The sequence below is a fragment of the Porifericola rhodea genome (genome assembly GCF_030506305.1).
Classification (GTDB): domain Bacteria; phylum Bacteroidota; class Bacteroidia; order Cytophagales; family Cyclobacteriaceae; genus Catalinimonas; species Catalinimonas rhodea.
In genome coordinates this window covers 1,129,790-1,152,440 of sequence record NZ_CP119421.1, presented here as the reverse complement: position 1 = coordinate 1,152,440, position 22,651 = coordinate 1,129,790, and the positions used below count along the sequence as shown (strand labels likewise).

The following is a 22,651-nucleotide window of genomic DNA, read 5'->3' as shown; positions in this document are numbered from 1 at the left end:
GTAATTTAGGTGATAATTATCTTTATTAGCTTTCCTTTTTTGTTGAATCGGAGTTGAGTACTCTTTTCATCTTTGTTAAGCGTTAGTAGATAGGTTTCTTCTACAAGCTGGCTTTTGGAGTAGTCATTTACTACCTGGGCAATCATGTTAGAAACCTGCTTAGCAGGTACCATATGCGCTTCTGCTATTGCGTATTTTCCAAAAGGGCTTTTTGCAAAACTTTTAAGCACATCATAAGGCAGTTCAGAAGCCTTAATAGGTTTTAGCTCTAGCTTGTTCTCAACTGACTGCTCAGTCTGTAAGTAATTTTGGTAAAAGTCTGAGTCCGTAATTCTGTCCTCAGCCAAAACAAACCCTGTGATGGAGATTGTACTTACAAGTAGAAAAAATAACATGAATTTCATAAACCCTCCTTTTCATTAATTACCTGCTTAGTAAAAGGAAAAAACCGTACCACCTGTGCCAAAACGCCAAAAATGAAGCTTTTGAGGCAAAATAGAGTGATTATAAAGGTACTGTGTGGAATGTTTTTCCCCACTGATTACACAATTTACTGTGGAGTGTTCCCCAGTGTAGAGCAAGGGCTTGCTAGAAAAGCGTAGTGTCTGCTGTAGCTGTTGTGTTAGGAAAGCTCAAAGAAAAGCTGGTGGACTGGCCAGGTACTGAGTTCACTTGTATCTTTCCTCCGTGTTGACTCATCATGTTTCTGGATAAGCTTAGCCCTATGCCTGAACCCTGAGCTTTGGTAGAAAAGAAAGGTATAAAAATCTGGTTGAGCTTATCTTCGCTTATGCCTGTGCCATTGTCTTTTACAATAATTAGCAGCTGCCCGCCTTCTTCATAAGCAGATAGCTCTAGTTTGGGAGCAGGATTGTTTGCCATTGCCTGTATGCTATTAGAAATCAGGTTAATAAGAATTTGCTCCAGCTGCTTACGGTCGGCATTAAGTACCAGGCCTTCTTTTGCAATATGTATACTAAGCTCAATATTGTTTTTTTTAAGTTCGGCACGCATAAGCTGGGTGGTGCTTTCCAGAATTTCTTCTACCATTAATATCTCCTTCTGAGGCAGTGGAATTCTACTTAACTTACGGTAATCTTCCACAAAACCCAGCAGACCATCGCTTCGCTTCTGAATGGTACGTAAAGAGAAGGCGAGATCTTCTACCAGCTCATCATTCAGTTGATTACTACTTTTAAGTATCCCTTCTTTATGGTAGAGCAGCATAAGCATAGTCTCCGTTAATGAAGATATAGGAGTAACAGAATTCATAATCTCATGGGTGAGTATGCGTATTAACTTATGCCAGGCATCAAGTTCACTCTGGTTAATTTCCTGCTCAATATCCTGAAAGGTAAGGATACGGTACGATTCTCCCAGCAGTATGGCTGAGCTTAGGTGGGCGGATAACCTTTTGATCTTTCCATTTACCTTAACCTCTATGAGCCGACTCTCATTTTCTTTGAGCAGCTCTACCTCCTGTACAAAGCCGGGGTGGCTATGCTTAAGGTTTCTCCAGTAATGGAAACTGTCGGTCTGTAATATATCCAGCGCAGGCTGGTTCATAAGTACAATCTCATCTTCATCTTTAAGAGATATGATACCTACATTTATATACTTAACTATGAGCTTGAGATAAGCAAACTGGGCTTCTTTCTCAATTCTAACTTGTTTGTACGCTTCTATAATTTCTCTACAGGCCGCATTTAACTCTTTAAAATGACGATCATTTTTACGAGGGCTAAAGTTTATGGTAAAGTCAGAATTTTTGATGGAAAGCAATAGTTTAGCTATCTCCCTGTTCGTTCTCTGAACATAATAAGTAAGCTCATATATCTGCACTCCAATAATTACAATCAGAATGATATGGTTAAAAAATAGCTCTACTCTCCCAAAAATGTAGGCTAGCGCCGTAAGTGATGCCAGCAGGAGAAGCACTCTGATGATGATATTTAGCGAAAAAGATTTCATGCGAGTTGCGCCACTGCTTTTTATAGCCCGTACTTGTCCAGCCTGCGGTAAAGGGCAGTACGAGTAAGCCCTAGTTCTTTAGCTGTATGGGTTACATTACCATGGTTACGTGCCAGAGCCTTTTGAATGAACAGTCTTTCGTTATCATCCAGAGTTTGGGGTTGGTCATCGCTTAAATTGACATTGTGCATAGGTTTATCTATCTGGCTCAGCACAAAGTCCTCTGCCTGTAAGCTGTCGTCCTGGCTCAGTATTACGGCTCGCTCAATGGCATGCTGAAGCTCTCGTACATTGCCCGGCCAGTTGTAGCGCTGTAGTTTTTTTGTGGCGGCTGCACTCAACTTTACATAAGGCTTACTATATTTTTCTCCGTAAATTTTAAGAAAGTGAGCGCCAAGCAGAGGTATATCTTCTTTACGATTTCTTAAAGAGGGCACAACTATTTCTACGGTATTAATTCGGTAGAGTAAATCCTGACGAAAGCTTTCATTTTCTTTAGCCATATCATAAAGGGACATGTTAGTAGCACAGATTAGCCGTATGTTCAGGGGGGTACTCACATTGCTACCTACTCGGCTAAAACTGCGATTTTGTAGCACGCTAAGCAACTTTACCTGTTGGCTTGGCGGAAGGTTACCAATCTCATCCAGCAAAAGGGTACCGCCTTCGGCAGCTTCAAACTTACCGGCCTTATCCTGGTATGCATCCGTAAATGCGCCTTTCTGATGCCCAAAAAGTTCACTTTCTACCAGGTTTTCGGGTATGGCTCCCATATCAACGCTCACCAGTGGTCCCTGCCTTCGTAAAGATTTTTGATGAAGCGCCTGAGCTACCAATGCTTTTCCGGTGCCGTTTTCACCTAGTATCAGTACATTGGCATCGGTAGCAGCTACTTTGTCTATCATATCAAGTACCTGAAGCATAGCCGCAGATTGGGCAATCATTTGAGGAGGATCCGGCTTCAGCATAGTGCTTTTTTGCCCGCCCTGTTTACTCAATGCTTTATTTATGCTGTCCAGCAGCTTAGCATTTTTCCAGGGCTTAAGCACAAAATCAGTCGCGCCCAGGCGCATGGCTTCCACAGCCAGTTCTATATCTCCATAAGCAGTTATTAGTACCACTGCGGTATGAGGCGCGATAGTAAGTATACGTTCCAGCCAGTAGAGCCCTTCGCGTCCGTTGTGCTCTCCTCTTCTAAAGTTCATATCCAGCAGAATCAAATCATACCTGCTACGAGAAACCAGACTGTTAATTTGTGTAGGATCTTTCTCGGTATCTACCTGTAAAAAGAACTGCTTAAGAAACATGCGGGCAGTGCTAAGTACATCAGTATCATCGTCTATGATCAAAAGTTTTTTATCCTTCTTATCCACTGTGCAGACTTGTTTTCACTAAAAATAGTAAAATTAGACTGCATGACAAGCCGGGTACCACTTTGCAGAACAATGTCATAAAAGCGTACACCAGAGTGTAACGTTTTCGTTACAGCAAATCTTTCTGGTAGAAACAGAAGGCGTGTAAATTGTTCATATACAGTGGCTTATATATAAATTAAATTTCTGGTAACTTACTTGCCATGCTTTATACAAACTTGCGAGCCATGATGTATAAAAGTTCTGTACGCAACCTCTGGAAAAACAAAAGCCATACGCTCATCAATATTTTGGGCCTTACGCTAGGTATCAGCTGTAGTATAGTGCTCTTTCTGCTAATACGTTTTTGGTTAAGTTTTGACACTTATCATAGCAAGGCGGATCGGATATACCGTATGGTAAGCCAGACTACCTACCAGGGAAATACTGATTATACGGCAGGTATGCCAGTGCCTATGGCCGATGCATTGCGTCTGGATTTTCCGGAACTGGAAGAAATACTGTTTATTTCTTTTTTCCGTTATGGCTTGGTCACCATCCATCCGGGAGAAGAAGAGGCTGAGAGTTTTGCGGAAGAGAATGGTCTTGCCTACGCGGATGAGAATTTCTTTAAAGTACTTGATCGTAAGCTCCTTCAGGGAAATGTTGAAAAAGTGCTGGATGGCCCAAACCAGGCTGTGCTTTCTGTCTCTCTGGCAGAAAAATACTTTGGTAAAAACTGGCCCGGTAAATCTATTGTAGGAAAAAACATCTCGTTGAATAAAGAAACAGGGCTTAAGATTAGCGGAGTGATGGAAGATTACCCAAGACACACCGATTTTCCTTTCAGCATGTTAGTCTCTTTTGCTACTGTAAAAAAACAGATGCTGGAAGAAGGCTGGGGAAGTATTGATAGCGATGATCAAATTTATATACTACTACCTGAGGGACAATCTGCACAAGCTGTTAATGACCGCCTGGGGGCATTTATGGAAAAGCACGATAGCGAAAGTGTAGAAGAGATGCAAACGGTATTATCTCTACAGCCCCTTAAAGATATCCATTTTGATGAAAGGAGAAGCGCCTACAGCTTTAGTACTGTGCCTATGCCTATAATCTACTCACTGGCAGCGGTAGCACTATTTATGGTACTCATTGCCTGTATTAACTTCATTAATCTGGCTACAGCTATTGCGACAAAACGAGCCCGGGAGGTTGGTATACGCAAAGTTCTCGGTAGCAGCAAAGCGCAGCTTATGCGCATTTTTATGAGCGAGGCGGTACTTATTACTTTGCTTTCTATCATTATTGCTTTGGGTGTAGCCGAGTTAACGCTTGTTAAAATGAATGATTTTCTGGGCTTAAGTTTAGAAATCAATCTATTTGAAGATGCTTCCCTGATCGTATTCCTTCTGTTAGTTTTAGTGGTGGTAAGCTTTTTCTCGGGCACTTATCCTTCCTGGGTTTTAGCCAGGTTTGAGCCTAGCAGAGTCCTTAAAACCAGCCTTTCTGTGGGGCGTCGTAAGGGCTTTAATATGCGAAGGGGCTTGGTTATATTTCAGTTTATTATTGCTCAGGCATTCATCATAGGTACGCTGGTACTTATTAGTCAGACACGCTATATGCGTCAGGCTGACCTCGGCTTTACGCAGCGTGGAATTGTTAAAATCTATCTGCCAGAAGAAAATAACGAAAAGAAAAAAAGCCTTAAAAATGAGTTCTTACGAATTGCGGGTGTAGATAAAGTGAGCCTGGCCTATAGCAGCCCAACCTCTGGTTCAGTTTCCGTAACTTCTGTCCACCTGGAAGGTGACCCTACCATGTATCACACCCAGGTAAAATACACAGACCAGCATTATACCGATGTGTATGGCATTGATCTGCTTAGCGGTGAAGGACTAAGTGAGGTAGATACGATGAGCAGAGTGGTGGTTAACGAGCAGTTTCTGAAAAAAGTAGGCATACCGACTCCTGAAGATGCTATCGGAAAAACGGTTAAGATATGGGGGCAGGGCTTACCAATAGTGGGAGTGATGAAAGATTTTCATACCGTCTCTTTAAGAGGAAGTATAGAACCTACTGTACTGATAGATCAGGCTAACTATCGTTTCGCACACCTTAGTCTCAATACACAAAACCTTAGCCGTACGATGACGGCTCTTCAACAAGAGTGGGAGTTGCTCTACCCTGAGTATACCTTTGACTATAAATTTGTTGAAGATGAGATTGCGCAGTTTTACGATAGCGAACGCCAGATGGCAATGGTACTGACCATTGCCTCTATTGTTGTCATCTTTATAGGCTGTCTGGGGCTCTACGGACTGATCACCTTTATGGCAGAGCAGAAGACGAAAGAGGTAGGCGTGCGCAAAGTACTGGGGGCTTCAGTGGCTAGTATTGTAGGCCTGTTTTCTATGGAGTTTATTAAGTTAATCTTGCTCGCTTTTCTGCTTGCGGCTCCATTAGCTTACTACGTTATGGGACTTTGGCTACAAAACTTTGAGTATAAAATTGAGCTGGGCGTTGAGCTGTTCTTTTCAGGAGTTATTTTAACATTAGTAATTGCTTTGGCTACCATTACCTATCGCTCATTAAAAGCTGCACATGCCAATCCGGCGCAGTCTCTGCGCAACGACTAGCTGCTCTCCCCTTGTTTACGGGAATTTGAACAAACGGAAAGTATTAGCGGCATATCAACTTGGAGGGTATGGAGCAAAAGGAGTAAATTCTATACGATAACCCAAATTTATACGCCATGAAAAAACTCCATCAAACACTATTGTTAGCATGTGCTTGCCTATTCTTTTGCACACGTCTTTATGCCCAATCCGTTAGTTTACCGCCTAGCGGAGACAACCAGAAAAGTATAGTTACCCAGTATATTGGCTCACTGGCGCATGTAAGCATACAATACAACAGCCCGGATGTAACTGGTTCAAATGGAGAAAGCCGAGCCGGACAGATATGGGGGCAACTGGTTCCTTATGGTCTTACCAACTTAGGTTTTGGCAGTGCCCAAGCTTCTCCCTGGCGGGCAGGAGCCAACGAAAATACGGTTATTACTTTTTCTCATGATATGGAGGTAGAAGGTAAGCCAATCCGGGCAGGTAGTTATGGCCTGCATATGATAGTTGAAGAAAACCAGCCCTGGGTAATGATTCTGTCTAAAAACTCTTCTGCCTGGGGTAGCTACTTTTATGATGAAAAGGAAGATGCGCTGCGAGTAGAATTGCAACCGCAGGAAAATGAGTATCGTGAGTGGCTTACCTATGAATTTACAGACCGTCAGCCTGAGCATACGGTGGCCGCACTCATGTGGGAAAACCTCAAAATACCATTTACTATCCGTGTACCCAATATGAATGCGCTTTATGTAAATAATATGCGAAAAGAGTTGCAGTCTGCGGCTGGCTTTACCTGGCAGGGCTGGAATCAGGCTGCTACTTACTGTTTGCAAAATGATACCCATTTGGAAGAAGCACTAAGCTGGGCCGACAATGCTATTAGCATGCCTTACATCGGGCAGGAAAACTTTACCACTTTACAAACCAAAGCCAGCATTTTACACAAGCTGAACAGGGTTGAGGAGGCGACTCAACTCATGGCCAAAGCTATTGAACACCCTACAGCTAACCCACTACAAATACATGCTTACGGCAGACAACTGATTAGCCAGGGAGAAAAAGCTAAGGCATTGGAAGTGTTTAAACACAATGCCAAAAAGTTTCCTGACACCTGGCCGGTTAATGTTGGTCTGGCAAGGGGGTATTCTGCTACCGGCGACTATAAAAAGGCTTTAAAATACGCTAAAATAGCGCATGAAGAAGCACCAGACGAGCTCAACAAAAATAGCTTGCAGGCAGCCATTCAGTCGCTGGAAAAAGGAGAAGATATTAACTAACATAGTGTGCATAGTAGTATATGTCTTACCAACTTAGTTTTGCTACGTGCCCCTGATCTCCACTAAGCCAGGCTATGGATGCTCCGGGTACAGGCTGAATACTATGGTAGCCTACAGTATCTATTTTTTTCCAGCTTTTGCCATAATCAGTGGAGTAGTCTGTGCCATTGGATCCTACTGCTATAAAAAGCTGATCTTTAGAGAAGTAGGCTACTCCTGAGCGGTAGCCGGAAGGCATCTGTACAGCCGGTTGCCAGTTCTTACCTCCATCATTGGTATAGCAGGCAATTTTGCTACAGTCATCTGGGGCCAGATAATTACCTCCTACTGCTACGCCTCTTAATGTATCAGCAAACGCCAAAGAAAAAATGCCCTGAGAGGCCTCTCCTTGCTGTACTGGGGTAGGGCTGTGGTGCCAGCTTTTGCCAGCGTCAGTGGTATAAAACACCCTAGAGGCTCCACCACCGCTGGCAAACCAGGCATGCTGGCTTGCCTTACTTACTATATTAGTGCCGCTGGCCGCAAAACCTGCTTCTTTATTTTTGGGTTCAGGTAAGGCTTCCGACTTCAGGCGCGTCCAGTTTTTTCCGCCATCTGTAGTTTTTAGCATAGTAAAGTAGCCATCAGTAGGATCGCCCATTACCAGGCCAGTCTCCTCATTCCAGAAAGCCATTCCATCAAGAAAAATATCTGGGCGGTTGTTCTCATATTGTAGCTTCCAGGTCTTACCATAATTGTTGGTCTTGTAGATGAGCGCAGGAGAGCCCGCACTTAGCAGATAAGCAGTACCATTATCAAATGCTTCTATATCTCTAAATTGCAGAGAGTCTGCTACGTTTAAGTTAAAAGTCTGCCAGTTTTTACCAGCATCGGTGGTAAGCAGGCAACTTGCCTGGCTTCCGCCAAGCCAAAGTTCTTTCTCACTAACTACTGATAAGCCACGGAAGCTAGCCTGAGTAGGTGTCTTGAGCCTTTCCCATTTAAACTGAAAAGTATTATTTTGATTTTCTGACAGAGGGCTCTGGCATCCTGCCAGGGTCAGAAGCAGTGAAGCTATGAATAAAGCTGTAGTTTTCATGCCTTAAAGATAATAATATGCCAGAAGCTGTTACGAAAGCAGACACTAGGTGTCACGAAAACGATACACTTTGCCAAATGAAAAATTAAATATTTTTAGTGTAAGTTTTTGGTTGTCAGTATTTTGTAATAATGCAGTGACTCGTGGAAAGAAAATTGAACACTTATATACAAGACGAGATAAAAGCTAAGGCAAAAGAGACAGCATATGTTCAACAGTTTTCTGAAAATAGCCATACGTAACCTGCAAAAAAGACCTTTCTATTCTTTCATTAATATTCTTGGGCTATCTATTGGCATGGCTTGCACCTTGCTTATTGCAGTGTATATCACTCATGAGCTTAGCTATGATCGTTTTCATGACAAAGCAGATAGAATTTATCGTTTGGGGTCTGATCTGGAAGTAGGTAGCGGAGGATTTAAAGGGGCAGCAGTAGCTTCTGGTGTAGCTCAGGTTTTAGAGGCAGAAGTACCTGCCGTAGAAATGGCAGTAAGAATAGACCAGTCTGATGACAGACTTTTTCAGAGAGGCGATATAATTATCAAAGAAGACAAAGTGTTGTCAGCAGACCCTGAGTTTTTCCGTATGTTTAGTTTTCAGTTGCTGGAGGGTGATCCTGCTACGGCTTTAGCTGAACCCCGGTCTATAGTAATGACTGAAGAGATAGCACGTAAATACGTTCCTGAAGGTAAGTTAATAGGGCAAAGTCTACAGATGGATGGGGTGTTGTATCAAATTACCGGGCTTATGCGGCCTGTTCCGGAAGCTTCACACATGCAGTTTAAAATTGTATACTCTTTCCTTTCTAACCCAAAGCACCAACAAGAAGGCTGGGGAGATTTGAATACAGCCACTTATTTCTTGCTACATAAAAATGCAACTATTGAAGAAGTAAATGCCCAGCTCACACCTTTACTGGCCAAGTACTTTGAGGAGTATGAGCTCTTCCAGCAGTTGGGTTATAAGGTAGAAATGTTTACCCAGGCCCTTACAGACATTCACCTGCACTCACATTTGCTGGGAGAATTTGAGCCAAATGCTAATGCAAAATATCTCTACATCTTCGGGGCTATCGCTGCTTTTATTCTACTACTCGCCTGCATCAACTTTATGAACCTGGCTACTGCACGCTCTGCCGAAAGAGCTAAAGAAGTAGGGGTAAGAAAGTCTATGGGCTCAGCACGGAGCCTGCTCATACGTCAGTTTTTAGGAGAATCATTACTGCTCAGCATCATATCTGTAATTTTGGCCATAGCTCTTGCAGAGCTTTTAAGCCTACCGTTTAGTCAATTGGCAGAAAAAGAACTACAACTTCCGATACAATCCTTCTGGTTTATTCCTTCGGTACTCTTATTAGGCATAGTGGCAGGAGTTATAGCGGGTAGTTATCCTGCCTTTTACCTTACACGCTTTCGTCCGGCAGAGGTGCTCAGAGGTAGACTTGCCATTGGCAACAAGAACATCTTGTTACGCAATACTCTTGTTGTTTTTCAGTTTGTAGTATCTATTGTGCTTATCGTTTGTACGCTGGGCGTATTTGAGCAGCTACAGTTTATCCGAAATAAAGATCTGGGTTTTGATAGAGAGAATATAATCATACTCAAAGGTGGCAAAGCCCTGAGCGCAGGTCGGGAGGGTTTTTATAACGCCCTAATGCAGCAGGCAGAAGTGAAAAGTTTAAGCTTTTCTGACTCATCTCCGCTAGAGCAGCATGATGGTAGCGTGTTTATTCCTTCCGTTCAGGATGATAGTGAAAGAGGCTTCACTTTTCGTGATGAAGATGCACAGGTACTACAGTATATGCAGGTAAGCTACGACTATATAAGCACTATGGGCATACGCCTGAAGGAAGGGCGTAATTTCTCACGAGAAGCTACCTCAGACTCTATGAACTATGCTTTAATTATTAATGAAGCCGCAGCTCGTCAGCTTGGTTTAAAAGAACCAGTAGGTAGTATTGTAATGGCAGCCAGTGAGTTTGAAGCAGAAGTGGTAGGCGTAACCGAAGACTATCATTACGAATCTCTACACCATAAAGTGCAGCCCTTCGTCCTTTTACTTTCTGATGCGCAAAATTATGTAGAGGTAAAGGTGCAATCCGAAAATCTAACCCATACGCTCAGTATGCTTGAGGAGCAGTGGAACCTACACTCAGATGGTACACCCTTTGATTATAGCTTCCTGAACGAAGATTTTGAAGCGCTCTTTAGGGCAGATCAGCAGGTTGGGAAAATTTTTGGGGCGTTCACTAGCCTGGCAATCTTTATCGCTTGTATAGGTTTACTGGCGCTGGCTTCTTTTATGGCGGAGCAGCGTACTAAAGAGATTGGGATCAGAAAGGTACTCGGAGCTTCAGTCAAAAGCATTATACTATTACTGTCCAAAGATTTTACTCGCCTGATAATGTTGGCTTTTGTATTGGCGGTGCCCCTTGCATACTGGGCTATGCGTACCTGGCTCAACGATTTTGCCTACCGTATCCACATCGGCATCAGCTCATTTATTGTGGCCGGCAGTCTGGCACTGCTTATCGCGCTGCTCACTGTAAGTTATCAGTCTTTTAAGGCAGCAGTTGTCAATCCGGTCAAAAGTTTACGAAACGAATAGAAGATCAACTTTACTCACCTAAGCTATAGCACTATGATACAGAACTACCTGAAGATAGCATCTCGTAACCTCCTCAAGCATAAGTTCAATACCTTGGTTAATATATTGGGGCTAATGGTCGGTATTGCCAGTAGCTTACTCATTGGCTGGTATGTGCTGGACGAACTAAGCTACGATGACTTTCATCAGGAGGCAGAGCAGGTGTTTCGTATAACTACTTTTGGGGGGGAGTACTACCATCTGGCTACTACGCCACCGCCACTCTATGAAGCTATCAAAACCAATATACCAGAAGTAGAGCACCTGGCCAGGGTTTTTACCTGGAACCACTCTACCATGCGACTGCCACTGGAAGAAGATGAAAGTCAGGAGGTTGTATTTCGTGAAACCAGGGTTTTTATTGCCGATCCTGAGTTTTTGCAGGTACTGGATTTTAACATTATTGCAGGGGATGCGACAAATGCATTGCGGACGCCCAACGCTCTCGTATTAAGCAAAGCTACGGCAGAGCGCTATTTTGGAGAGGGCGCAGTTGAGAGAGGAGAGGTATTGGGCAAAGAGATTCTTTTTGGTGGAAGCAGAGAGGCACGGCAGGTAAGTGCAGTAGTAGACCCTCCACAAAGCACACATTTCCATTTTGACATGTTAGTTGCACCTACTGGCTACAGCGAAATAACTGACACCGACAACTGGTCGTGGAACATTATGCATACCTACATTAAAGTGAGGGCAGAGGTGCTGCAAGGTGATGGCCTGGCCCAATTGTCTAAAAAACTAGACCAAATAGCTAAGCAGTATGCTATGCCTTACCTAAAAAGTGGAGAGTCTGGTCCGTCAGAGAGTACTGAACTCCGTTATGAGCTTCAGCCAGTGCAGGATATTCACCTGACGTCTGATTTGCTCCGCGAGCATGAGGCTAATGCCAGTATAGAAACGGTTTACGTACTTACTATTGTGGCAGTGCTTATAGTGCTGCTGGCCTGTATTAATTTTATGAACCTGTCAACAGCACAGGCTATTAAGAGAGCGAAAGAAGTAGGGGTAAGGAAGGTGTTAGGCTCTCGCCGTACACAGCTGATTATTCAGTTTTTGCTGGAGTCAGTATTGCTAAGCTTTTTTGCTATGCTTTTAGCTTTAGGCGTGGTAGAGGCACTACGCTTGCCCTTTAATGAGTTAGTAGGCAAAAATCTGGCTTTTGACTGGTGGAGCCACTGGGATATGCTACTTATTCTGGTGGGTGGTATGCTGGTGGTAGGTTTACTTTCGGGGAGCTATCCTGCTTTTTTTCTCTCGGGATTTCGCCCGGCTAGTGTGCTTAAGGGTAAAATGAGCACATTATCTAAAAATAGTCTGCTCAGAAACACCCTTATTGTCTTTCAGTTTGTTGTGTCTATCGGTCTTATTATTTCTACAGCTTTGGTAGTACAGCAACTGCATTTTATACAAACCAAAGATTTAGGGTATGAGCGAGAGAATGTACTAATTATAAAAAACGACAAAGAGATACAAGGTGAGTGGAAAGCTTTTAAAGCATCGCTGCTTCAGCTATCTCAGGTAAAAGAGGTAAGCTTTGCTACCGGGGTACCTTCTCAATCTTTGGCAACAGTAGCCATGCGCGATTTTCGGCAGGAGGGAGCAGATAATGGTCAGGGCATGCAATGGTTTTTGGTAGACCCTGACTACATCTCTACCATGGGTATGGAGGTAATTGCAGGGCGAAATTTTAAAGAAGAGTTGAGTTCTGACCAGCAGCAGGGCTTGCTGTTAAATGAAGCTGCTGTAAAAGCACTAGGTCTGGAAGAGCCCGTTGGAAAAACTATTATTAAAAATCTGGGTAAGAATGATGAGCAAAAACTAGAGGTAATTGGTATAGTTAAAGATTTTCATGTAGAAACATTCGACCGCCAGGTTAAGCCGATAGCTATACAATACTTTACCCCCAGCTTCCTTAGTGATTATGTAGTAGTGCGTACACAGGCAGAAAATACAACTGAAAGTGTTAGCGCAGTGGAGAGCGTATGGTCCAGGTTTGAACCGGAGAATCCTTTTGTTTATTCCTTTTTGGATCAGGATTTTGATCATATGTTTAGAGCAGAGCAGCGACTGGGCGATGTGCTAAAAGTATTTACCTTCTTGGCAATATTAGTAGCATGCCTGGGACTATTTGGCTTAGTAGCTTTTGTAACCTCTCAGCGCACTAAAGAGATAGGAGTTCGCAAAGTACTGGGAGCTACGGTGCTTCAAATTAATAATCTGCTGGCACTGGATTTTTTACGCCTGGTGCTTCTGGCATTTTCGTTAGCTGCCCCACTAGCATATCTTGCCATTGAGCGTTGGCTGAACAACTTCGCGTATCGTACCGAAATCAGCTGGAGTATATTTTTGGTGGCGGGTTTGGCAGCTGTAATTATCGCCTGGCTTACCATCAGTGTTCAATCTGTGCGAGCGGCACTTGCTAATCCGGTGAATTCTTTAAGAGATGAGTAACCAACTACTTTTAGAACTCTTATCATATGCTTAGAAGTTATTTCAAAATCGCTTTGAGAAATTTATGGAAACATAAAACTCAATCAATTGTCAGCATATTCGGCTTGTCATTGGGTATTGCCCGTGCTATTGTAATATTTCTGATTGTAAACTACGAGCTTAGCTTTGATAACTTCCACTCAAAGGCTGACCAGACATACCGGATTGTAACTGATTTTGAGCACAGTGGCAGTAACTTTGGTAGTGCAGGCGTCCCTAGGCCGTTGCCTGAGTCTTTAGCACAACGCTTTGGAGATGATTTAGAGGCTATAATTCCTCTTGAAATATACAATGCCCACAGAAGGGTACAGATAGACGATAAAGTTCATTTTGTTGATGGCGTAGTGGCGTATACAGTGACTACCTTCAAGTATTTGACTTCATACGTTTTGGCTCACAACCCCTCTCGCTTATTATTTGGTTCGTGTTTGGCTGCAAAGTTTTGCTTATCAAATAGACATTGGCCTTTCTGTTTTTGTAATTTGTTTGATGTTAATACTGCTTTCAGTATTAATTACAGTAGGGTACCACTCATTTAAAGTTGCACTAGCCAATCCGGTAAATGCCCTAAAAAGTGATTGATACAAGTCAAAAAATGTCCGTAGCCATTGTGGTGGCTACGGACATAAAACTATTATATTAACGCTAAATTAAATCTTAAGTGATAAGATTGCCATCGTCATCCCATTGAGCTATATCTTCTCTTTTGGATTGGTCTACACACTTGGCTACCCACTCTTTTTCATAGGCCATACCATGCTCTTTGAGCACTTCCTCTGGCACTCCATCCCAGACATTGGGGCGGTTGCCCTGATAACCTAATTCCTCTATACCCATTTTAGAAGTATAATAACCGGTAAGGGTAAGGTCTCGTATCATACTAAAAAACTTAACACCCTGAGCTACTTCAGGACTGGCCTTTTCAGGATAAGCAATTTCGTCTAGTATCGCTTTTTGTTGTTCTATACTACAGCTATCAAAAGAGGTATCAAACTTTTTATTGGCCCTGCTATTGAGCCACATGAGGCCTCCTCTTAAGGGAGTCTGATAGGTTTCAATATCCTTAACGATGAAGGCTATAAAATCATGAACGCCAGCATCAGTCGCAGAGCCAAAGTCGCCATTGGCTGGCAATATAAGATCGCAAAGCGTAGCAATAGTACCTAACTCAGCCTTGGTCAGGAATTCAGCTTCCAAGAGGCGCAGGTCTCGAGCTTTTTCTGCCGGTGTACGACCATAAACACCTGTTTGCGCGGCAGGAGGAGGTGCCAGTTCTGCTTCTTCCGGCTTACAACTACTTAGTACCAACCCACCTGCCAGGGAGCCGAGCAGCATTGATTTTAAAGATTCTCTTCTATCCATGATGTGATTGAGTTAGATGTTACGCTTTTTAAGTTGGTCCATAATGTAGTCTGATGTCTTCCATGAAAGTGCCAGGATGGTCCAGGTAGGGTTTTTATCTGCCTGCGACACAAAGGGACCGCCATCAACTACAAATACGTTTTTTGCTTCATGTAGCTGCTGATGCTTATTGACCACAGAATTTTTGGGATCGTTGCCCATACGGGTAGTCCCAACCTCATGAATTATCCGACCGGGAGCGTGTAGCCCATAATCTTCGTCTTTACCCGGCGCATCGCCAAGTACTGTAGCTCCCATCGCATGGAAAATCTCTTCAAAAGTTTCATGCATATGTTTTGCCTGCAAGCGTTCATGGTCAGACCAGGTATAGTTAAAACGCAATACCGGAATGCCCCATTCATCTACCACATTAGGGTCAATCTCACAGTAGTTATCTTCTCTGGCAATGCACTCGCCCCTACCGGCTACTCCTATAAAGGCACCATAAAACCTTTTTACATCTTCTCTTAATTTATCGCCATAACCACCAGCCTGCTGACCAATAAATTTATTCATCTCCGTAACGCCAAACCCAAAGCCGTAGGATGGCATACTCATGCCGCCGCCTACCTCTATATGGTATCCGCGGGCAAAGTCCAGATTTTTATTATCCAGCCACCAGGGAGTGTATACGTGCATGCCACTTACACCATCTTCGTTGTAGCGTTTACGATCCATCAGTTCGGGGATAAAAGCACTACGGCTGCTTCCGGTGGAGTCATGTAAATACTTTCCTACAACGTCGAAGCCATTGCCTAAACCATTGGGGTGTTGTTTACTCTTGGAGTTTAGTAGTATGCGTGCTGAGCTACAGGCGGAAGCTGCGAGCACTACTGTACGTCCTTTGAGCTGGTACTCCTGTCTGTCTTCTTTGTTGATATAGGATACACCGGTGGCAATACCTTCTTCATTGGTTGTTACTTCTCGTACTACCGAATTGACAAAAAGATCTACGTTACCGGTTTGTTGTGCAGGAAAAACCAGTGAGGTGCCCGAAGAAAAATCTGCTTTGACTGAACATGATCTTCCGCATTGCTTACAATAAAAGCAGACTCCTCTTTCATTATTAAGTCTTTTAGTGAGTACAGATTTTCTGGCAGGGATAACCGGTACGCCTGCTTTTCTGGCTCCTTTAATATAGTAAAGTTCATGCAACCTGGGTTTAGGTGCAGGTAAAAAGAAGCCATCCGGCTCATTGTATATGTTTTCTTTGCTGCCAAATACTCCTATGAGCTTATCTACCTTATCATAGTAAGGCTTAACATCATCATAGCTTATAGGCCAGTTATCTCCCAGTCCATCAATATCTTTTCGCTTAAAATCGTTAGGGCCGAAGCGTAAGGATATACGCCCCCAGTGGTTAGTTCTACCGCCCAGCATATGGGCTCTAAACCAGTCAAACTCGGTACCGGAGGTTTTGGTATAAGGCTCGCCCTCTATTTCCCATCCGCCATAGGCTGCATCAAAATCCCCGAAAGCTCGGGTAGTACTGGCACCTCGGCGGGGTGACTCCCAGGGCCATTTAAGCTGGGTCATTTGTGCCGGATCGGTGGGGTCAAAAAAGGGGCCCGCCTCTACGATGGCAATGCTTAGACCATTTTCGGCCATAATTTTAGCTGCCATACCGCCCCCTGCGCCTGAGCCTACAATAATAGCATCATAGACTTTTGATGATTTGACGATTTGCATGAAAGAGTTGTGTTAGGTTGTATTGATTAGTTGTAGCCCTGGTTTTCTCCTGATCAGGTAGAGTTAACATGGGCTTTGTCTATATAAATAAGCAGCTTTTTGGGAGAATTCTAAGTGATCTGCTCAAAACTTTAGGTTGGCGACTAAAAAAGAGAGATATAATTTTGAACCTTGAATGTTAGAAATAAAAAAAGGCTGCCCGAATGAGCAGCCTTTCACTATATAGTATTATAGCAGTGTTTAGTAAAACTTATAACGCTCGTCTTCAATATCTGAAAATTCGCGTACAGCTTCAGCAATATTAAAGCCACTGCGCTGACTAGCCTGGCGTTGTAGTTGTTCCTTATAGCTAGCATAATCCGCAATCTCCGGAGCTTCAGTGCGCGCGTTTAACTGAATCATAACCACGCCATTTTCTCCCTGAATTGGTTCAGAAACTTCTCCTTCTTTAAGAGCAAAAGCTTTGCCTACAGCTTTAGGAGCAAAACCTACATTGGGCAAGGTATTGCTGCTCATCTTAAGATCACTGGTGTTGTATACGCTAGCATCCTGACCAAAGGCGCTGGCAATTTCGTCTAGTGAGCCTGATAGTCCTTTAAGCTTTTCGGTAATTTGCTGACCTTTAAGCTCTGCTCTTACTTTAGTAGCTACTTCATCTCTTACGGACTCCAGTGAGGCTGTCCCTTCTTCTGTTTTGCCGGTAAGTACCGCCACTACATAAGCATCATCCAGTTCAAATACTTCTGAAACCTGACCTACAGATGCGTCATTGTAGGCCCAGCGAACAATCTGGCGAGCATCGCCTAATCCACGAACGTTTTGTGCTGAGCTAGCAATATTGTCAGCCGTTTGTACACTTAAGTTTTCTTCCTGTGCCTGCTTGCTAAACTCATCTGCATTAGCTACGCTGCTGGCAAAGTAGTCTGCCTGACGATAAGCCTGGTCGCGTGTGGCATCGCTAGGGTAAAGCTCTCTTACTACTGAAGCAATTTTATAAACCTGATTGGTAGGCGCTTCAGTTACATTGATAATATGGTAACCATAATCGGTTTTGATCAGTTTTCTTATCAGTCCGCTGCTATTGCTGGAGAATATTGCATCTTCAAACTCTGGTACCATGCGGCCTTCAGGGAACCAGCCCAGATCACCACCACGAGAGGCTGTTACATCTTCGCTATTCTGGCGGGCCAGTTCGGCAAAGTCTGCGCCATTAAGTAGCTGGTTGAGTACATCCTGAGCTTTTTTACGAGCTTCAGATTCTTCCACATTGTCTGTTTTAAACAGGATGTGGCTGGCTTTAGCATACGAAACGGTGTCTTCTGTTACCTCTGATACTTTGTACAGTGTATACGCACCATTGTTTGTAAAAGGGCCATACACTTCACCTTCCTGTAGATCTACATCCTGAAGCTGAGCAGGCATTTGACCAGGAGCGTAGGTTCTGTAAGCTTGGCCGGTACCATCGGTATTAACTGCAGCAAAAGATGAGTCATTAGCTGCGCTAGCAAAGTTACCTTTCAGCTGCTCAATTTCTTGCATAAAGTATGTAGAGTCCTCTGCGGAAGGTGCTATAGAGAATGTAACATAGCGAATAGATCTTCCTGCCTCCACTTTAAACTCATCTTCGTGCTCATTAAGGTATGCCTGAAGCTGAGAATCAGTAACGTTAACAGCAGTATCGCTGATAGCATAGAAGGGTACATATAGGTACTTTACCTCTGCTACAGTATTTTCAGCAATGTATTGTTGCTTGGCCTCCTGGTTAGTAACATAGTCAGCATAAGTAATCAGGTTATCATACTTGATTCTTCTGCGACCAGTTTTCAGGTTGTTTTCAAACACCTGCCAGGCGAGTTGCTGCTGAGGCTGTAGTTGTGGTAAGTTTTGCAGGTAACTAATAACCTGCTCGCGGCTAAACTCGCCAGTTTCAGGATTAGTAAAAGCCTGACGAATTTCAGGAGTGATGTTATTGCCCTGTACCATGTCTACAAGTTCGCTTTCGGTAACTTCTATGCCCAGCTCTTCAAACTGCGCGGTAAAAGCGATGTCAGCGATAAGCTTGTCCCAGGCTTGCTGGCGTATTGCTATCATTTCCCTTTCGGAGGGGTTACGACCGGTATTTACGGAGAAGTTATACTTAACTTCTTCTATTGCCTGCTGATACTCCTGAATAGAAATATCTACTTCTGCAATTTCTCCTACTTCGTTTTGCTCACGGCCAAAAAAGCCAGAGCTTGAAGTAAAAATATCCGCCGCAATAAATAGGAAAAGACCTAGCGCAACAAACCCTACGACTAAGGCAGTCTTCTCACGAATCTTACTGATTAATGCCATTGTTTATACACTTTGTAAAAAGAAGTCCAAAATAAATGGTTTCAGCCTTAATTTCAAAGCTAAACACCTACTGAAGGTTAATGATTCCTACATGAAACCAACTCTTTTTCAGTAAGATCTAAATTAGTTTAGTTTGAGAGGCTGGTGTTGACCTTGACCTTAACGTTGTCTATGCGGTTTTCGTGCATAGACATTATGGTAAAGGTAAATGGTGGCGCGTTAATAATGTCGCCGGTAGAAGGAATCTCGCCTGTTAGAGATAGTATGTACCCTCCCAGGGTATCATAGTCTCCGGTAGGGATTACCCAGTTAAATTTTTCGTTTAGATAGTCAATTTCATGTCGAGCACTAATCAAATAATTGTTTTCGTCCAACTGCATTTCTACCCAGTCTTCAGCATCATGCTCATCCTGTATGTCACCGAAAATTTCTTCTATGATATCTTCCATACTTACGATACCAGCAGTACCCCCAAATTCGTCTACCACTAGTGCCAAGCTTTTATGCTCAGTAATAAACTGTATCATCAGCTCATTAGCAGGAATGGTCTCTGGAACAATAATAATAGGAGTAAGTATCTGGCTGATGGTTTCTGGTTTTTTAAAAAGCTCTAAAGAATGGCAGTAACCAATTACTTCATCAATAGATTCTTTATAGACGATAATTTTAGAGTGCCCGCTTTGCATAAAGGCTTCTTTGAGCTCTTCAATTTCATCTTCAATATCTACAGCTACCACCTCGGTACGTGGAATCATGCACTCCCTAACCTTTACGGTTTTAAACTCTAGCGCATTACTGAAAATTTTAGTGTCTACCCGGGGCGGGGTTTGTTGGGCATGCCTTTTATGGCTCTCTTGCAGCACATCTTCGCTCAGTGTATTCTTAATGTAGTTGTTCAGGTCGGTTAGACCAAAAACCGGTTTGTCTTCTCTGTATTTGAAGCCCAGCACGTGTATAATTACAAACTGAGAGACCTTATCTATGAGCCATACTATGGGGTACATAATGTAGTAAATGATACTCATAGGAATAGCAAAGAGCGAAAGCAGGCCATTGGGGTCTATCAGGAACGCACTTTTGGGGGTGAATTCTGCCACTATTAATACTACAATAGTGGCGAGTATGGTCTGAAGTACCAGAACAAATATGTCGTTGTTTATAATATCTGGTAGTTGCATTGCCAGCCATGGCTCTAGCAAATTGGCCATAAAGATACCATAAAGTACCAGTGCAATGTTGTTTCCTACCAGTGTAGTGCCTATGAAGCGGGAAGGCTTTTGTAAAAAGTTAGCCAGTAATTTCCCTGAAAATACCCCTTGTTTGCTAGCTAGTTCTATTCTAAGTTTATCAGCAGAGATAAACGCGATCTCTATGCCCGAAAAGAAAGCAGAAAATAAAAGGCAGATTAATACTATGGTGATACTATAATAGTCCATGTAAAGGTTAAGCAATTACTAACTTAGAAGTGTGTAAGTACAAACCTAGCAGTTTTATCTTACTTAGGTTTTCTTTTCTTTTGGTTTTTATCTTTATTTTTTTTGTCTACCTGATCCTGAGTACGACTTTTTCTACGTACTCTGTGCCAAAAGAGTAATATCAGCGATACCATAAAAAAAACATAGGCATTGGCTACGCCTTCGCTCACACTCTGGCTTCCAACCATAGTTTGGTGTACACCTATGATAAAAAACGCGACACTCAGGGATAGTAAAATGGCATCTAACAGCCTCATAATTATTTGTTCTCTTCTTCGGTAATGGAAAGTGTTCCTTTAGGTTTTAAAATTTTCCAGTTGGTAAACGATTCGTCGGCAGTAAGGCCTTCGCCCATCAGTATATCGCCATTGGTAGTAATCTCTACATAACGATCCGTATAGATTTCGTTCTTATTGGGCTCCCAATGTAGCTCCTCAGTCTCTAATTTCTCTCCACTCTTAAAGTTTTGTACTACTACATCTCCGGTAGCTGTGTATTTATTTTCTTTTTTGTTAAAAAAACCCTGATTAGCGGTGATAGAAGCATTTTTGCTTTCATCTTTTTTTTCGTAGAACTCAATATGGATACCTTCAGGAAACTCACGGTCGCCACTTTCAAACTCAAGCTGTCGGTCAGCGGTAAGCCTGATAATTACTACTGCGGAGTCGCTATGCAGTAACTCTACATCGGTAGCCTCCATCACTGGTCCTTCGTATTCTTTAAAATCGTCGGGGCTGCTTTCTTCAGCGCAAGCCGCCAGTACGATAAGCATACCCAATACAATAAGTATGTCTTTTAGCATCATTCTTTTTTGTGATTGATAAAGTATATACCCGAATTTATGCGGAATAGTTCTACGAAAAAAGCCATTCTCCCAATAGAGAGAATGGCTTATGAAGGAATGATTTATAGTATTACTAGTCCCTGGTCTGGATTTGAGCGCTTTCGCCTATCCAGCAGCCTACTGATATGCTATCGCCAACTTTGTAGTTGTAAGTAAACACTTCTTCTTTTGAAGGGAACTGAGCTTTAGACTGAGCCATACCAGATGAGTTTCCTGCTTTTCTGTACATATCGTAAGCCGCAAGGAATACCGCACGGTCTTTCACCATGTCTTCTCCACCTTTGCATTGCTCATAGCTGGTAAAGTACATATTACCTACCATATTGTAAGCTTTCTCTGCTACCTCTGAGCTTAGAGAAGCAGCTTTAAGTGCATGATTACGAGCACTAGACTTATTGCCAGCTTTTGAGTCTATAGCCGCCATATCCATGTAGATATCTGCTTTTTGAGCATCGTCGGTAGAAAGTTCAAGAGCTTTGTTAAACCACTCTTTAGCTCCTTGCATATCATCGCTCTGCATTTTGCGAGAAGCAATAGTTTTAGCCAGACCGGCATTAGGCTCTTTGTTGAAAGTTGCCTCTGCTGCCTGTGTAAAGAACGGCATGTCTGTACAAGAAGAAGAAAGAGAAAGAGCAATTATCTTCTTAGCAAGATCCAGATCGTCAGGGTTAGCCTCTAATTTAGGCACCATATTGTCCTGAATGTAGTCGCAGCTTACCGTAACAGTAGAAGTGAAAATGGCATCAATTTTCTCCTGCTGGTCTGCATATTTAGAAGCATACTTGCTTCCGCTGTCAATATTGTTCTGATTGATTTCACTTAACTGATCGTAGATTCCAATAACATCTTCAGCTTCAAACTTACCGCGCTCATACTGCACCTTAGCGATGTTCATATAAGGAGTTACGTTGTAGTAAGCGAATTTATCGCCAGAGACATCCAGTGTTTCTTTGTAGATGTCGTAAAGCTGGTCGTAATTGCTTTTGTTGCTATACATCAGCTTCATAGCGGTACTTGCCTTACGGTTAAGTACGTTTACCTCACCTCCAAAATGCTCTATGCGCTGGTCGTACATGCTGAGCGTTTTGTCTATATACTCCTGCTTCTTTTGGGGTTCTTTAGTTTTAAGAGCAAGTTCTTCGTATATATCAGCTCCGTTGATATAAATAGAGCTATTTAGGTTTGGCGCGTTTTCAAACAACCAGTTCAGGGGCGGCAGAGCTGCTTCGTAGTTCTTAGCTTTCTTCATGTCAGTGTAAAGCACTACTTTCTCTTGCGCAGTTGCTTTGTCCTCAGGCCAATTCCATCCATCTTGTGCATTAGCTACTGTAGCAAACAGGGTGAACAGAAGGCAGGCCGACCAGAATGATTTTTGATTCAGCATAAAATTCATGATTCCTTCTTTATTAGTGAATAGATGATTTTTAACAATTTATTTGTCAATAAGATGCATTGACTTTTAAACAAAAAACA

16 protein-coding genes are annotated in these 22,651 nt (G+C 42.8%); 5 read left to right on the top strand and 11 right to left on the bottom strand.

All coding sequences use genetic code 11. From position 1 onward, the window contains the following. Nucleotides 1-5: 5 nt before the first annotated feature. The 3 genes from PZB74_RS04725 to PZB74_RS04715 form a co-directional block, all read right to left on the bottom strand. Nucleotides 6-347 (bottom strand): hypothetical protein, encoded by a 342-nt coding sequence (locus tag PZB74_RS04725; RefSeq protein WP_302241187.1) that lies wholly within the window; start codon nt 345-347, stop codon nt 6-8. 241 nt (nt 348-588) lie between these two features. Further along, nucleotides 589-1,971, bottom strand: a complete 1,383-nt coding sequence (locus tag PZB74_RS04720; protein WP_302241186.1) for a sensor histidine kinase — start codon at nt 1,969-1,971, stop codon at nt 589-591. Between the two features lie 20 nt (nt 1,972-1,991). Continuing rightward, entirely contained in the window at nt 1,992-3,344 is a 1,353-nt protein-coding gene (locus tag PZB74_RS04715) for a sigma-54-dependent transcriptional regulator (RefSeq protein ID WP_302241185.1), read from the bottom strand. A 227-nt stretch (nt 3,345-3,571) separates the two neighbouring features. Here PZB74_RS04715 and PZB74_RS04710 point away from each other — a divergent pair, with 227 nt between their 5' ends. Both PZB74_RS04710 and PZB74_RS04705 read left to right on the top strand, forming a co-directional pair. Further along, nucleotides 3,572-5,962 (top strand): ABC transporter permease, encoded by a 2,391-nt coding sequence (locus PZB74_RS04710; RefSeq protein WP_302241184.1) that lies wholly within the window; start codon nt 3,572-3,574, stop codon nt 5,960-5,962. 116 nt (nt 5,963-6,078) lie between these two features. Continuing rightward, nucleotides 6,079-7,224 carry a DUF2911 domain-containing protein gene (locus PZB74_RS04705; protein ID WP_302241183.1) on the top strand — a complete coding sequence of 382 codons (1,146 nt, stop codon included), beginning with the start codon at nt 6,079-6,081 and terminating at the stop codon, nt 7,222-7,224. Between the two features lie 25 nt (nt 7,225-7,249). On the opposite strand, the gene PZB74_RS04700 is transcribed toward PZB74_RS04705, so the two are convergent. Continuing rightward, on the bottom strand, nt 7,250-8,302 hold the full coding sequence (locus tag PZB74_RS04700; RefSeq protein ID WP_302241182.1) for a WD40/YVTN/BNR-like repeat-containing protein: 1,053 nt from the start codon (nt 8,300-8,302) through the stop codon (nt 7,250-7,252). A 207-nt stretch (nt 8,303-8,509) separates the two neighbouring features. On the opposite strand from PZB74_RS04700, the gene PZB74_RS04695 reads away from it, so the two are divergent. Genes PZB74_RS04695 through PZB74_RS04685 form a run of 3 tightly spaced genes read left to right on the top strand, consistent with a single transcriptional unit; the run spans nt 8,510 to nt 13,974 of the window. Then, entirely contained in the window at nt 8,510-10,909 is a 2,400-nt protein-coding gene (locus tag PZB74_RS04695) for an ABC transporter permease (RefSeq protein WP_302241181.1), read from the top strand. Between the two features lie 33 nt (nt 10,910-10,942). Further along, nucleotides 10,943-13,396: an ABC transporter permease gene (locus tag PZB74_RS04690; protein WP_302241180.1), complete on the top strand. Its 2,454-nt coding sequence runs from the start codon at nt 10,943-10,945 to the stop codon at nt 13,394-13,396. Nucleotides 13,397-13,422: 26 nt separating this feature from the next. Next, complete coding sequence (locus PZB74_RS04685; RefSeq protein ID WP_302241179.1) at nt 13,423-13,974, top strand: ABC transporter permease; 552 nt, start codon at nt 13,423-13,425, stop codon at nt 13,972-13,974. Nucleotides 13,975-14,092: 118 nt separating this feature from the next. Here the strand turns inward: PZB74_RS04685 and PZB74_RS04680 are convergent, their stop codons facing one another. The 7 genes from PZB74_RS04680 to PZB74_RS04650 form a co-directional block, all read right to left on the bottom strand. Then, nucleotides 14,093-14,797, bottom strand: coding sequence for a gluconate 2-dehydrogenase subunit 3 family protein (locus PZB74_RS04680; RefSeq protein ID WP_302241178.1), 705 nt, complete (start codon nt 14,795-14,797; stop codon nt 14,093-14,095). A gap of 12 nt (nt 14,798-14,809) precedes the next feature. Beyond that, complete coding sequence (locus tag PZB74_RS04675) at nt 14,810-16,525, bottom strand: GMC oxidoreductase (protein ID WP_302241177.1); 1,716 nt, start codon at nt 16,523-16,525, stop codon at nt 14,810-14,812. A 240-nt stretch (nt 16,526-16,765) separates the two neighbouring features. Further along, a complete protein-coding gene (locus tag PZB74_RS04670) occupies nt 16,766-18,859 on the bottom strand; it encodes a peptidylprolyl isomerase (protein ID WP_302241176.1) in 2,094 nt (697 codons plus the stop codon). 128 nt (nt 18,860-18,987) lie between these two features. Next, entirely contained in the window at nt 18,988-20,295 is a 1,308-nt protein-coding gene (locus PZB74_RS04665) for a hemolysin family protein (RefSeq protein ID WP_302241175.1), read from the bottom strand. Between the two features lie 59 nt (nt 20,296-20,354). Next, entirely contained in the window at nt 20,355-20,591 is a 237-nt protein-coding gene (locus PZB74_RS04660) for a hypothetical protein (RefSeq protein ID WP_302241174.1), read from the bottom strand. A 2-nt stretch (nt 20,592-20,593) separates the two neighbouring features. Further along, nucleotides 20,594-21,139, bottom strand: coding sequence for an LPS export ABC transporter periplasmic protein LptC (gene lptC / locus PZB74_RS04655; protein WP_302241173.1), 546 nt, complete (start codon nt 21,137-21,139; stop codon nt 20,594-20,596). Nucleotides 21,140-21,251: 112 nt separating this feature from the next. Further along, nucleotides 21,252-22,571: a hypothetical protein gene (locus tag PZB74_RS04650; protein ID WP_302241171.1), complete on the bottom strand. Its 1,320-nt coding sequence runs from the start codon at nt 22,569-22,571 to the stop codon at nt 21,252-21,254. Nucleotides 22,572-22,651 lie beyond the last annotated feature (80 nt).